The sequence below is a fragment of the Mucilaginibacter sp. JRF genome (genome assembly GCF_015223065.1).
Lineage (GTDB): Bacteria > Bacteroidota > Bacteroidia > Sphingobacteriales > Sphingobacteriaceae > Mucilaginibacter.
Window position 1 is genome coordinate 865,835 of sequence record NZ_JADFBY010000001.1, and the last position, 14,243, is coordinate 880,077.

10 protein-coding genes are annotated in these 14,243 nt (G+C 44.6%); 5 read left to right on the forward strand and 5 right to left on the reverse strand.

From position 1 onward, the window contains the following. Positions 1 to 69 precede the first annotated feature (69 nt). Positions 70 to 1,572 (reverse strand): ATP-binding cassette domain-containing protein, encoded by a 1,503-nt coding sequence (locus tag IM792_RS03545; protein WP_194100323.1) that lies wholly within the window; start codon positions 1,570 to 1,572, stop codon positions 70 to 72. 112 nt (positions 1,573 to 1,684) lie between these two features. Here IM792_RS03545 and IM792_RS03550 point away from each other — a divergent pair, with 112 nt between their 5' ends. Together IM792_RS03550 and IM792_RS03555 are read left to right on the forward strand one after the other, a co-directional pair. Beyond that, the gene (locus tag IM792_RS03550) at positions 1,685 to 1,846 is read left to right on the forward strand and encodes a hypothetical protein (protein ID WP_194100325.1); all 162 of its coding nucleotides are present in this window, start codon (positions 1,685 to 1,687) and stop codon (positions 1,844 to 1,846) included. Positions 1,847 to 1,872: 26 nt separating this feature from the next. After that, positions 1,873 to 2,337: a PA2169 family four-helix-bundle protein gene (locus IM792_RS03555; protein WP_194100327.1), complete on the forward strand. Its 465-nt coding sequence runs from the start codon at positions 1,873 to 1,875 to the stop codon at positions 2,335 to 2,337. 46 nt (positions 2,338 to 2,383) lie between these two features. Here the strand turns inward: IM792_RS03555 and IM792_RS03560 are convergent, their stop codons facing one another. Genes IM792_RS03560 through IM792_RS03570 form a run of 3 tightly spaced genes read right to left on the reverse strand, consistent with a single transcriptional unit; the run spans position 2,384 to position 7,056 of the window. Further along, entirely contained in the window at positions 2,384 to 4,567 is a 2,184-nt protein-coding gene (locus tag IM792_RS03560; RefSeq protein WP_194100328.1) for a TonB-dependent receptor, read from the reverse strand. 8 nt (positions 4,568 to 4,575) lie between these two features. Next, positions 4,576 to 6,120 (reverse strand): phosphatase PAP2 family protein, encoded by a 1,545-nt coding sequence (locus tag IM792_RS03565; RefSeq protein WP_194100330.1) that lies wholly within the window; start codon positions 6,118 to 6,120, stop codon positions 4,576 to 4,578. A 12-nt stretch (positions 6,121 to 6,132) separates the two neighbouring features. Beyond that, positions 6,133 to 7,056 (reverse strand): hypothetical protein, encoded by a 924-nt coding sequence (locus IM792_RS03570; RefSeq protein WP_194100332.1) that lies wholly within the window; start codon positions 7,054 to 7,056, stop codon positions 6,133 to 6,135. A gap of 307 nt (positions 7,057 to 7,363) precedes the next feature. Here IM792_RS03570 and IM792_RS03575 point away from each other — a divergent pair, with 307 nt between their 5' ends. The 3 genes from IM792_RS03575 to IM792_RS03585 all read left to right on the forward strand — a co-directional run bounded on the left by IM792_RS03575 (position 7,364) and on the right by IM792_RS03585 (position 11,557). Further along, complete coding sequence (locus tag IM792_RS03575) at positions 7,364 to 8,590, forward strand: AGE family epimerase/isomerase (RefSeq protein WP_228084916.1); 1,227 nt, start codon at positions 7,364 to 7,366, stop codon at positions 8,588 to 8,590. Positions 8,591 to 8,697: 107 nt separating this feature from the next. Continuing rightward, on the forward strand, positions 8,698 to 10,686 hold the full coding sequence (locus IM792_RS03580; protein WP_194100333.1) for a glycoside hydrolase family 97 protein: 1,989 nt from the start codon (positions 8,698 to 8,700) through the stop codon (positions 10,684 to 10,686). Between the two features lie 127 nt (positions 10,687 to 10,813). Beyond that, positions 10,814 to 11,557: an SGNH/GDSL hydrolase family protein gene (locus IM792_RS03585; protein WP_228084917.1), complete on the forward strand. Its 744-nt coding sequence runs from the start codon at positions 10,814 to 10,816 to the stop codon at positions 11,555 to 11,557. Positions 11,558 to 11,627: 70 nt separating this feature from the next. Here IM792_RS03585 and IM792_RS03590 read toward each other — a convergent pair whose 3' ends face one another. Then, positions 11,628 to 14,114, reverse strand: coding sequence for a glycoside hydrolase family 9 protein (locus IM792_RS03590; protein ID WP_194100335.1), 2,487 nt, complete (start codon positions 14,112 to 14,114; stop codon positions 11,628 to 11,630). Between the last annotated feature and the right edge of the window lie 129 nt (positions 14,115 to 14,243).

The following is a 14,243-nucleotide window of genomic DNA, read 5'->3' on the forward strand; positions in this document are numbered from 1 at the left end:
AAGCAAATATACATACTTATTAAATTCAATGCCTACACCACACCAAGATTGACAATGGGATGAAACGCGCTAACCAACCACTTCTCCCTTTTGCAAGCGTAAAACCTTATCAACGCTATCGGGTATCTCATGCTGATAATGGGTAACATATATCAGCGTAACCGGGGTGTTATGGCATATCTGTTCAACTACACGTTTAAAGTGTGCTTGCTGGTGGGTATCAAGTCCCTGGCAGGGTTCGTCGAATATCAATAACGGCGGGTTTTTAACCAATGCCCTTGCTAACAAGCAAAGTCTTTGTGCCGATGCCGGTATGTTTTTAAGTAAGGTACGGGCATATTTATCAATCTCCAATACCTTCATCCACTGCAAAGCTTTTTGCTGATAAGCTGCATTTGATGGACGGAATAATCCCAAAGTATCATAAAATCCCGACTCGATCACCTGTAAGCAACTGTTATCTGCCGGGAAATATTGGTAAAACTCAGGCGATACATAGCCTATCCGTTTTTTAATATCCCAAATGCTTTCGCCGCTGCCGCGCTTTTTATCAAATAATACAATATCATTAGCGTAAGCCTGTGGGTTATCGCCATTAATTAAACTTAACAGGGTTGATTTACCCGCGCCATTAGCACCTAATAGCGCCCAATGTTCGCCGGGTTTTATTTGCCAGCTTACGTTTTTCAATACCTGGTTTTCTCCATAACGAATGTTTACATCGTTCATGTTCACAACGTATTCGTAAGGCGCAGGCTGTGTATTATTGGTAAGGGCAGCTATGGCATCGCCATCAATATAGCTTTGCGGATTGAAATTGTATTTACCTGCATCGAATTCATCCCGTTGACAGGTTTCAATAATAGCGCCATCCTTTAGTACGGCCACATGCGTTATGGCCGACGGAATCTCATCAGGCGCGGCGGTCATGATCACCGTAGTACCTGCTTCAGCAATCTTACCAATAATGTTATTGAACTCTTGCCTGGTATTTACATCAAGCCCTGCCAGCGGATTATCAAGCAGCATCAACGCCGGACTTTTTATTAATGCCGATGCAATGCGTAGCCGCTTGGTTTCACCGTTGGATAGCATGATGAGTTTTTTGTGCAGTAATGGTTGCAAATTAAGCAAGCCAATAGCCTCATCAACACTCCAATGTTCGCGGCCTTTTAAGGGATGGATTCCCTGTATATACTCGGTCACGGTAGGCGAGTCGTCCGAATCAGAGGAATTAAATCGCTGCTGATAATAAAAATCGGTAGTATTAGATAGATTTTTAAAATGATGCTTTGATTCCAGCAGCGTAATCAACTGATGAAAAGTGATCTGACTGTTTTCAGGCTGCTGTTGTATGTATTCCTCCCAAAAGCTGTACTTAATATCGCCATTGGTAATATTCAGTTTGCCCGCTATGGTTTGCAACAAGGCGCTCTTGCCCGATCCGCTTTCGCCAACCAGGGCCCAATGCTGGCCTTTTTGTAGAGTAAGTGTAAGATGCTGAAATAAAAGTTTATTGTAGGCGCGTACGCTTATATTATCGAGGTGTAAAAAGGTATCTGCTAAATCCATCGGCGGCTAAAATAAACATATCGGCCAATAAATAATATCCGTAAGTAAAAACATAGCATGCGCTGCTTATGTTAACAGTTCAATAACATCAACAAAAAATCATTAACACATTATGAGGAAATTGAATATACTGGCCTTTATGCTGGCCATTATGAGTTTAAGCAGTTGCCAACTAATAGGCGATATTTTTAAGGCAGGCGTTTATGTTGGTATTATAATTGTAATACTGGTAATAGCCATCATTATCTGGATAATCAGGAAGATAGCCGGGTGATGGTAGCGGTTTAAAAACGCATTACCATGGAAAATACAAGAGCAACAGTTGATATTCTGAACGATCTGGTTCAGATCAATAACGACCGAATCAGGGGCTTTCAGCATGCATTGAATGATGTAAAGGACGGCGATACTGATATTCGCTACCTGTTTACCAATTGCATTGGCCAGAGCCATCAATTTAAAATGGAACTGGCTACCGAAGTGCAGGCGCTAAGCAACCCGAAGGATGTGCAAAATAATTCATCGGTACCAGGCGCATTGCATCGTACATGGCTCGATCTGAAGGCTAAATTCAGCAGCCATACTACGCATAGTATTTTGGAGGATTGTGAGTTTGGAGAGGATACCATTATCAAAACCTACACATTGGCGCTTGATGAGGATTATATCCCGGCTTACATACGCGAGATGCTAACCAAGCACAAAGTTATTCTGCAAAAATCTCATGATGAGGTAAGATCGTTGCGGGATGCGGTTGCACACTAATATTGAACGCAAGTAAATATAAAGCACTGGTTGTTAAACCGGTGCTTTATATTTTTATACCCACGGTAGCCGAGATGGTTCGACCGTCCGACGGCCATACACCCGGACCAGGGTAAAACTGTGGCCTCTTGGTAAAGTATTGCTTATCAAAAGCGTTGTTAAGGTTTAAACGCAGGTTTAAGTTACGTGTAAGGTTAACCCTGGCGTTCAAATCAAAAATATGGTACGATGGCACCAAGCCTGCCGAACCTGTGGCGTTTGGTGTAACCGTATTCAACGCATCGGCAAAAGTGTTGCTAGTATAGCTATGCAATACTGTAATGCTATAACGGTTGAATTTTACAGTAGCACCGTTACGGCTTTGCCATTCGGGAGCGCTCTCCACCTTGTTGCCGCTCACGTCAATATTGGTTGTGCCCGAGCGTACTGCCGCGTTTTGGTAAACGGCATTCATGTAAGCCGTTGACGTAAATAGGGTAAGGGCGGCTTTGCTGCTTAACCTGATATCGGCCTGAGTGAAGAATTCAACACCGTTGTTTACCGAATTACCAATGTTGGTACGGTAGATAATATCATCGCCATTATCATTCTTCAAGGCTACTGTACCCAGCCTGTTTTTGTATAACAGGCGAAAATAGGTTACATCCCAGCTTAAAATACTCCAGCTGCCTCTAAAGCCACCTTCAAGGTTATAGCCTTTGGCATCCTTCAAATTCTTGTCAGATACTTCGTAAACCGATGCCGGGATAATATCCTTAAATATCACCGGGCGGTAAGCCTGCGACCAACCCGCGTACAAATTCATGAAGTTATTAAGCTTGTACTGCGTGCTCACTCCAAACAGCGGGAATTTGTGCTTGATGGTATTGGGCACATCTGCAGGGTTTAAGTAGTTGATGGTACCGGTAAGGTCGGTTGTGCCTTGCTCCACACGGAAACCGGTATTCACACTCAGTTTTTTTGAGAGCGTCCATTTGTTTTCGGCAAACACGGCTACGTTACCGGTTTTGTAGTGCATATCACGACCAAAGCCCGGCGTTACCAGCGTCAAATCATAATCACTACCCGTAGTGCCCTTGCCTAATTGCTGGCGATGCAGGTTGTTGTTCATGTATTGCACACCGCCTGCAAGGGTATTGGTATTGCCGAAAAACTGGTAGTTGTGCAGCACTCTTAACTCCGATGTATAGCTGTTAAAGTGATCAATATCTACCTGGCGGTTGTTGTATTGCAGGGTTTGGGTGTTGATGGTATCACCAATGGTGGCCTGCTTATCATATAACACACTGTTACGCGAGCCAATAATAGCTGATGTGGTCAGCAATACACGGGTGTTTTTACCCGGCTGCCAATCAAATGTTAACGATGGTATGTTGATGATGGGGTTATAATAGTTACGGGCACGTGTAGACATTTGCGGATCTTGCTTAAACATGGCATCCGTTAATGGCCCTGCCAGATGTATGGTATAGTCTGATCGTGTCCACTCAGCTTTAACGAGCAATTTTGGCGAGAACTGGTACATCAAAGTAACATTTTGCGAGTTATACTTTGAGTCGCCGTTATCGCGATAGCCGTTATTGCTTTTGTTATTGAACCAGGCATAGTAGCTAAACTTACCCTTAGTGCCGCTAACCGAATTAAAGGTGCTCAACAAACCATACGAGCCAACGGTATTGATACTCTCGAAAGAGAATGGCGTTGCAGCGGGTTGCTTGCTGATGTAATTAAGCATACCGCCAAACTGCGCACCGTATTGTAATGAGCCGGTACCGCGCACTAACTCTATACGCTCCACGGCCTCCATCGGGATGTTGTAGTGACTGGCCGGGTAACCATACATATCCGAGTTGGTTATAATGCCATCCTTACGCATGTTGAATTCCCAGCCACGGTGCGGGTCGAGGCCGCGGGTGGCAATGTTAACCTGGTTGCCGGTGCCGTCCATATCGTAAACAAAAACGCCGGGTATCTTGGCGAATATTTGTCTGCCGTATTTTTCGGTAATGGCAGCATCAAGGGCCGGTACCCTGATCACCTCGTTTTTTTTACCGGTGAAAATATAGGTGCCCTTGATGCTATCCAAACGGGATATATTACCATTCCGTTTTATTTCGGATATGGTTACCTCGCTCAATGTGGTTGAGGTATCATTTTTTGATTGGGCGAAAACACTGTTAGCAGACAGAACTAAAAAAGATATATATAAGGTAGTACGTAGTCTTGTCATTATAAGTATTAGTTAGCGCCGTCAATTTTTGCACGTTCAACGGCATAATTGCCTACTTTTTGGCCGGTGATCAAACCTTCTTCACAATCTGAACGGTAGTGAATACCACCGTACATGCGCGACATAGAAGCCTCGTTAGCCATATCCTCAAAGCTTTTGGCTTTTGATGGAACTAGGTAGGCCAGTATAGTTGCCGCGGCACCGCTAAAGGTGGAGTGGCCTGATATATAAGCCGGGAAGTTAGGCACGCCGGTCAACGTTTTTATACGTCCATCAAGCTGGCATGGGCGGGCGTTAAAATAATAATACTTAGTATTCCAGCACACAATAGCGGCATCCATAAGGGCGGCATTAAGTAAGGCATAATTACGTGCCCAACGTACTTCGCTGTATTGATTCTTTACAAACTCGGTGGTAGCAATTGCATTCCAGTGGCCCGGTGGGGTGTAGGTACCAACGCCATCAGCCCAATAGTTAACAATGCGCATACGCTCGCGGGTAGCATTCTTGGTATAATCTAACACTTCTGCTACTTCCTGTTTCATTTTTTCAGATGTAGTTGCCGGTGGCGCCGGCGGGCGAATGCCTGGTACATCGGCCGCGGTGAACATCATCGGTTTTACATTACCGAATACAGGCAACATTGGCGGCCTTTTAGGTATCTCTAACGAGTACCAAGGGGTTTCACCTTTGGCTATACAATCATCTTCAAGTTTTTTCCATATATCAGGATTACCAACAGCGGCACCCATACCATCTGTACGGGCGCGGCCCACAACCTTGCGTGCCACCCAGCGGCCTAACGAATCGCCTGCAATAACATCGCTGGCTACGTTTGCACCGGCTAACATGCGGTATTGTTTTTCTTCGTTAGCTTTTAGTTTGATGTATTCAACATCCGCAGGGAAAAGCAATTTCATTATCTCGAAAGATGCACCTGCAACCACAGCATCCTCAGATGGGTATGATGGCAGATCATTTTTTGGTACCGATACGGTTATACCCGCATCAGTTTTATAAGGGGCCTGACGATTGTATTTGTATTTGAAATGCCATGCAGCTACCAAAGCATCATATTGTGCGGCGCTTACATAAGCATAAGCACGGGCCGCATACGGCGGGTTTGAGAAAGGGAACTGCGGATACGAGAACGGATTAGCCGCGCTTGGGATAGGGTAGGTGCCATCCGGATTTTGGTAAGGTGGCAGGTTGTGTTTGGCCACCAGTTCGCGTAATATCTCGTTCCAGCGTAATACACTGCCCACTTTCCAATAGTTAACAATATTTTGCTGTTCGGCGCTTAGGTTGGTAGCTAATGCTTTTATATCACTAACTTCCTTTTTATAAGCGGCCGAGCTGGTTGCTTCCGGCTCGGGTAAATTGAATTCCTCGGTTGAGGTAATTACCAATGGTTTCCAGTTGCCTGCGGTTTCATCGAGTTTAGCAGGACTAAGCACCGGGAAATCTTCATTATTTTCTTTGATATCCTTGTTACAGGCTGCGAATGATGAGGCTAACAGAACAAGGGATGCGTAAGTAAAAAGTCTTTTCATAAATCAGGATAATTATTTTGATTTAGCCACATTTAAAGTATAAAGTACACCTGCCATAAAGCCGGTTGCCTGACCAACGTTACGGCCTTCAAGGGTGCGCCATGCGGCGGCATGTATGCCCAACTCACGTAGTTGCGGCAGGTAGTATTTGCCCTCGAAACCTACGTTGGTGCTGTTCATGGTATTGCTTACAAAAGGCATATCGTTACGGCGAATATCAAAACCGCCATAAGTGCGCATATGGTCAACATAAGCCTCTGCAATAATATATGGGGTACGGTAACCCGTGCGGAATTGGTAAACACCCGCGTTCGGCATCTGCACCTGGTTCGAGTTGATCTGGCGGGTGGTGTAATAAGCAGTACGATCAATTTCCACATTGCTGCGGTACAGATATGAACCTGATGCAGTAGCGAAGAATTTGCTTAACTGGTAATCAACAATTAAACGACCGGTAGTTACATTACTGCCCATACCTATTGATACCGGCATCAGATCCACATTATAATTATGGCTTGGCGCGCTGTACCCGCCCACCGCGAATACTGATAGTTTTTGGCTGCCGAATGTTTTACGTACCGGCCTGTACTTTATGTAAAAACTCACGTCCTGTAATCCACTCATGCCGCTTAATGTACCATCCGATGTTTTGGTGGATACATAGGGTAATGACACCATGATATTCAGGTCGTCGCGCAAGCCGTAATTGAGCATCGCCATAAATGATGACGACGAAAATGTACCGATGTTAGCATTGTCGCGTTTAAGGCTGCCTTCCCAGTATTTATCCCATGAGGAATAAGAATACCCGGCGGCGATACATAATTTGTTTCTTCCCATCATTAACGCATCGGCTTCATTTTGTGCGCGGGCAGTTGTTGCCATTAAAGCAAGCCCCGCAATGGTAATTGCAAGTGGTTTTAATAGAGGTTTCATCAAGCTTAATTAGGTTAGCTTTAAAATTTGTGTGTAAGTTAAGTAATAATTTTATTACAAAACAATAACTTATTAATTTTTTAACAAAGTATCCACCGTTGTGTAAACGGCTCATTTATAACTGGTAAAACAATAATCTAATTTAAAACTCTTATTTGGTTTGGCGAGTAAGTTTGACGCTTTTTTATAATAGATTGATAAAATAGTATTAATGCTGATTAACGCACCGCTGTAGTTTTGATAACAGTAAACCTGACGGTTATTTGGCTTTCGTTTTTTCTTGATAGTTCAAAATAAAATTAATCCTTTGGAAAATACAGATCAATTGCTGCAATATGGCAAACAGGTTAAGGCCGAACATGCTAACATCCTTAACTTTTGGAGTAACCATGCGGTTGATGATATCAATGGTGGTTTTATTGGCCGGGTTGATCATCAAAACATATCCTATCCTGACGCACCCAAAGGTTCGGTAATGTATGCCCGGATATTGTGGTCCTATTCGGCAGCTTACCAACTTCAGGCTGATGATAAATACCTTGAAATGGCTAATCGCGCTTATCAATATATACTGGATTATTTTATTGATCGAGAGCACGGTGGTATTTACTGGACGGTAGATTATCAGGGTAATCCGCTCGATACCAAAAAACAGGTATACGCGAATGCGTTTGTTATTTACGCCCTTGCTGAATATTATAAAGCTGTAAATAATGATGAAGTAAAACAGCAAGCCATTGAGCTCTACCATTTATTAGTTGAGAAAAGCTATGACACGATAAACTCTGGATACTTTGAAGCCTACACCCGCGATTGGCAACCCATAGCCGACCTGCGCCTGAGCGCCAAGGATGCCAACGAGCAGAAATCAATGAACACCCATCTGCATGTGCTCGAAGCCTATGCAAACCTGTACACCATTTGGCCCGATGCGGGATTAAGGCAACAGATCGTCGGGTTACTGAATAATTTTAGTGAGCATATTATTGATGCTGAAAGCGGCCATTTGGTATTGTTTTTTGATGAGTATTGGAACCGCCGCTCAACTACCATATCCTACGGGCACGATATTGAGGCCGCCTGGTTGTTGTTAGAGGCAGCGGAAATCATAGAGGATGAACAACTGACTGTAGAGTTTAAGGATCTCGCTATAAAAATGGCTGATGCCGCGCTCGAAGGTATTGATACGGTAGACGGTGGCTTGTGGTATGAATTTGATGACACGCATGGTGGCCTAATAAAAGAAAAACACTGGTGGGTACAAGCCGAAGCGATGGTAGGCTACCTCAATGCCTGGCAACTTACCGACGAATGGAAATACGCGGATATCTCCCTCAAGCTTTGGGGTTTTGTGCAGGCGCACATAATAGATAAACAAAGAGGAGAGTGGGTATGGGGCATTTACGCTGATGGCAGCCTGATGGCACACGAGGATAAGGTAGGTATATGGAAATGCCCGTATCATAACAGCCGTACTTGTATCGAGGTGTATAAACGGGTATTAAAGCAATTTACTCCGGCTTCAAAATGGTAACTTATATGTGTTATCGGCTAAAATAGGCGTAAGCGGCAGGTGGGCTATGTTGTATATTGCCACCGTTTACAATGTATAAACCAAATAATTACTGATATATCTTTATCATGAAAAGTATCTGCAAATTCAGCTTAGTAGTGCTTGCTATGTTCGGCAGTCAGCAACTTATCGCGCAGCAAAAAAACTACACCGTTACATCGCCCGATAAAAAGGTTAAGGTTACGCTTAGCGCGGGCAAACAACTTAGCTGGTCGTTATGGTACAACGGTACCGAGATCATTCAACCATCTGTTGCTGCCCTTAAGCTTGGTGGTGGCGAGGTGCTAGGTAATGATGTTAAGGTATCATCAAACAAAAGCATTACGGTAAACTCCAAATTCGATGCTTATAATTATAAAAAGCGATCGGTAACAGATAATTACCAGCAGCTAACCCTTAACTGCAAGGGCGGCTATAGTTTTGTGGTACGAGCCTATAATGATGGTATTGCGTATCGCTTTGTACTCAACAAAAGTAAACCAGTAAAGGTTGTGTCCGAGGATGCCAACTTTAAATTCGCTGATGACTATAAGGTGTTCATCCCTTATGTGCATGATCCGCGTTTGGCCGGCGATCAGTATCAAACATCATTTGAGGCTTTGTATAATGAGGTGCCGCTATCAAAAGTAATTGCCGATTCCCTGGCTTTTCTGCCTATGCTGGTTGATCTGGGTAACGGTGCCAAAGCTGCAATTTTAGAAGCCGGACTGGAAGATTACCCCGGTATGTATGTAGTTAAAAACAAGGATGAACAACATGCCCTCAAAGCTGATTTTGCCCGCTACCCGGTTAAGGAAGAACCTAAACGTCTTAACGCTATAGTTACCGAGCGCGCCAACTACATTGCCACTGTTAATGGTAAAGCCGCCCTGCCGTGGCGTACAGTTATTGTAGCACCTGATGATAAAACGCTGCTAAATAATGATATGGTGCAAAAGCTTGCAGGCCCGTCGCGTATTAAGGATGTGGCCTGGATAAAGCCCGGTAAGGTAGCCTGGGACTGGTGGAACGACTGGAATATATCGCATGTTGACTTTAAGGCGGGCATTAATACCGCTACGTATAAGTATTACATTGATTTCGCAGCGGAAAATAAACTGGAATATGTGATACTGGATGAGGGGTGGAGCAACTCGGTAGATATGACCAAGCTGAACCCCGAGGTTGATCTGCAAGAGATAATCAGCTACGGCAAGCAAAAAAACGTTGGCATTATACTTTGGGCCACATGGCGCGGTGTAACAGCCGATATGGAAGGGGCGTTCAAAAAATACGCCGACATGGGTGTTAAAGGTTTTAAGATAGACTTTTTTGACCGCGACGATCAAAAGGTAACATCATCAGTTTATAAAATAGCCGAAACTGCTGCCAAATATCATTTACTGATCGACCTGCATGGTATGTATAAGCCGGATGGCATTCAGCGAGTATACCCGAACGTGTTGAATTTTGAAGGAGTAAAGGGTTTAGAAAATGCCAAATGGGCGCCAAATGATGATGTGCCGCGTTATGATGTATCAATACCTTTTATCAGGATGTTAGCCGGGCCGATGGATTACACACCGGGAGCTATGCGCAATGCTAACAAAGCATCATATCGCCCTATAAATTCAAACCCCATGAGCCAGGGTACACGCAGCCACCAATTGGCCATGTACGTAATATTTGAAGCGCCGATACAAATGCTGGCCGATAACCCGTCGGCTTACCGGAAAGAACAGGAATCGACCGACTTTATCAGTAAAATACCAACCGTGTTTGATGAAACCGTGCCACTGTTAGGCAAGGTAGGCGAGCACGTAGCCATAGCCCGACGCAATGGCGATGCATGGTATGTTGGCGCCATGACCAATTGGGATGCACGGGACATGGAGATCGATCTGTCATTTTTGCCAAAGGGAGCTTATGAGGCCGAAATATTTAATGATGGCATAAACGCCGATCGTGACGCTACTGATTATGTGCGAGAGTTGGTAAAAGTATCATCAGGCGAGAAGATAAAAGTTCATATGAGCAGCGGTGGCGGATGGGCGGCCAGAATATATCCTGTTAAGTAATTGTTAAGCAGATTTGTGTTCAACGATAAAATAAACTTAAATAGTATTTTAGCACACGCTATCTGAGGGTTTATCAAGCCTCATAGCGTTATTTCTTGATAATTATATACTTGAGAAGAAACACACCATGAAAAAGAGATTTATTTTACCGGCGCTTTTTTCGGCGCTGTTATTTTCGTCGGCCTATGCCCAAACTGCTGATACAGTGCGCATGGCTAAGGAGTTAAAGCAACTAAGGTATTTGAAAGAGGATTGGGCCAACCTAAAACGCTTTGAAAAGGAAAACGCCGCTGTTCAACCACCTGCATCGGGAGAGAACCGTGTGGTGTTTATGGGTAATTCAATAACCCAGGGTTGGAGCGATAAAGACCCTGACTTTTTTAAGGATAAGCCTTACATTAACCGTGGCATAGGCGGCCAAACAACTCCGCAAATGTTGCTGCGTTTCCGTCCGGATGTGATTAATTTGAAACCAAAGGTAGTGGTGATACTGGCCGGTACTAATGATATCGCCGGTAACACAGGCCCAACGTCTGAAGAAACCATTATTGGCAACATTGAATCAATGGCTTTATTGGCACAGCACTATGGCATTAAGGTGGTGCTATCATCCATATTACCTGTGTATGATTACCCCTGGAGCCGCGGTAAAGACCCGGTGCCGAAGATCGCCTACATCAACAAAAGCCTGAAAGAATTTGCCGAAGCCAATAAAATGGTTTACGTAGATTATTTTACGCCGATGGCCGACGATAAAAAAGGCCTAAAGGGAGAATACACCACTGATGGTGTACACCCAACTCAAGCCGGTTACAAGGTAATGGAACCGCTTGTTGAAGCTGCCATCAAAGCAGCATTGAAGAAAAAGTAATTATTTAAGCAGATAAAAGAAAAGCGGCCTGTGATACACAGGCCGCTTTTCTTTTATTATATAATTTGATCTATTTCTTATTCAATACATGATCTGCCGCCAAGGCCAGGAACAGGTAATCGGTTGTTCCTCCACCTAATACGTATTCACCCTGTTGCCACAGGTATGGCCATTTCAGTAACTCCGGGAAATCCGGACGGATCAATGCTGTTCCCGATGCGCTGCCTCCCGGTATGTACGACCAATCAGCACGGTTAAAACCATAAGCTGTGGTCATGGATTGTGAACCCACGCCTGACACGAATGATGAAGTGTTTGATCCCGGGTGACATCCTAAAACAAAGTTCAGCGCGTCCAACATATAATCTGTCGGGATGATATCCGGGAATGAGGCATGCAAAAAATACTGCCTGAAACCAAAACCCTGTATGCCCCAGCCAGCACCCCAAATATCCGGTTCGTAAGGTACACCGTAAGGGGTTTTCTTGCCATCAGCCACTATGGAGCTGTACATATTCTTAACGGCGGTATTTATGGCCTGCTTGTATTTGGCATTGTTAACCAGTTTTATTGTACGGCCAACATACCAGCCGGTTTTAGCTATCTCTTTGGTTATAACATTGGTTTTACTCACCAGGTAATCGGCATATTCCTTATCGCCTGTGGTGATCAATAGTTCGGCAGCTAATTGAATGCGTGGCAGTATATCGTTTGATGCTGTATTCTTCCAAACCTCCTTAGCTATTTGCAGTGATTGAGTGGCTAAAGTGTCATTATAGCCTTTCATTACCCTGCTGGCTGCGGCAAGGTTGGCGGCAGCGCCCAACTCACGTGGTGGGTTTTGCTCGGTAAACACCCAGCGGTCATCAGCCCAGGTTTTAATACCTGTAGCATTTGCCGGTGGTTGTTTGCTATTGTAGGGGATGTTATCGCTCAAATTGGCGGCATCGCCCAGCAATACATATTGCTGCAAGGTGGGCTCAATAATACCGCGGTAAAAACGCCCTAATGTTCTGTAACCGTTAGTTACTGATAATAATCCGTGCTCTATTTGTTGCAACAGGTCTGGCTTGTTATCAGGTTCATGTATCTCGGTTACCAAAGTGGTCTGATTAATGGCGGTGTTATCGTGCTTTTCTCCGAACTCCTCGTATGCCAATGCCAAACCATAAATGGTTTCCGCTTGCGATTCTACCCGCAGGTCAAAGTCGCCCGCATCATGCCAGGCACCACGGTTAAGCATGGGTACATTATCACCGGGCTTGTATTTGGTAAGGGTTGAACTGCCCTGAATATAGCCATCAAAATGGTTCGAGTCGATAGGAGCCATGCGCGCATCATCCAGGTGGCACCAGCCATGCCAAACACGGTACTTCTCGTTTACACGCATGTGGCACATTTGCGCAGGTAAAAAGTAATCGAGCGTAGGCTGCCAAACATTCTCTTTAAATACATCGGCATTAATAGCGAATGGCCTGCTTTGATAGTCGCCATATTTTATGATGTACATGCCCGGCTTGGTGATCTTGCTAAAATCAAATTGCAAATAGTGGTAACGCAAAAAATCTCCCCATTCTTTGGGTGCCGATGTTAGCACTGGCTCCAGTCCCCCTTTTTCGGCTATGCGCAGCAGCGAAACTTGTTTACGACTCTTATCATTATGATCAAGCTCAATAACGGCAATTTTTGATTGTGCCGGATGATAGCCCACCTGTGATAGTTGTATAACCGGTTCCGACTGCCAGCCGCTTACCGCGTTAGGTGTTACCAACCACTCGATAGCGTTTTTTGATGCGCCCTTAGCCACCAGCGATCGTACCACAAACCAACCATTATTATGCTTTCCGCGGCCATCCAAAAGCTCCAGGTTACCGCCGGAAAGGTTTTGTATCGTCATGCGCTGAGCATCAAGTTCGGGCACTATGGTGAGTGTTTTGCCGCTGGCCATTGGTTTTATCTGTAGCTCGCCGTCGGCATCCTTATACATTTGTCCGTTAGGTTGCTGCGAGAATATGCCAAACTGACTATCCATATAATAAGACCGGCCGAACAATATGCCCGGAAAAAGCTCGAAGTTAAAACCAACCTTGCCTATCCATTCATCGGGCAGGGGCTTATCCAGATCAACAATGATCCGGAACGAGCTACCTTCGGGCTTAACACGTATGTTGTAAGCAAAATTCAGGTCGGGGTAAATAATAGGGTTAAAGCCCTTGCGGTTCATATCCGGGTTAGGGTACTCCATGCGCACGCTAACCTCGTTCTTTTGGCGATCGACCACGCGTTTTCCCACCTTTGGTATGGGCGACCATTGCCCCGGTGTTGGTTCAAGGCGCAGATCGCCGTTGGTGGCTGTGCGTTGCCCGTTCTGTATAACGCCCACGCCGCCCTGATGACCTTCGGGGTAAAAATCATGCGCGAGCATAACATTCACGCCCTCCAGTTCGAGATAATCTTTACTGTTGATCACCATAGCCTTTTTTTGCTGACCATAAACCGAACAAGCCGTAGCCACACCGATGAAAAGCAGAAGGGTTGATTTGTATAAAATTTGCATAGATATATTGATTTGTACAATTGGTAAGCTAAAAGTAACACGGTGCCCAACAGGCATGTAATGTATTTTTACCAAATGATTGTAATATATTGGCAAAATGTAGCACAGTCCGCTTTCTGCATTTATTTT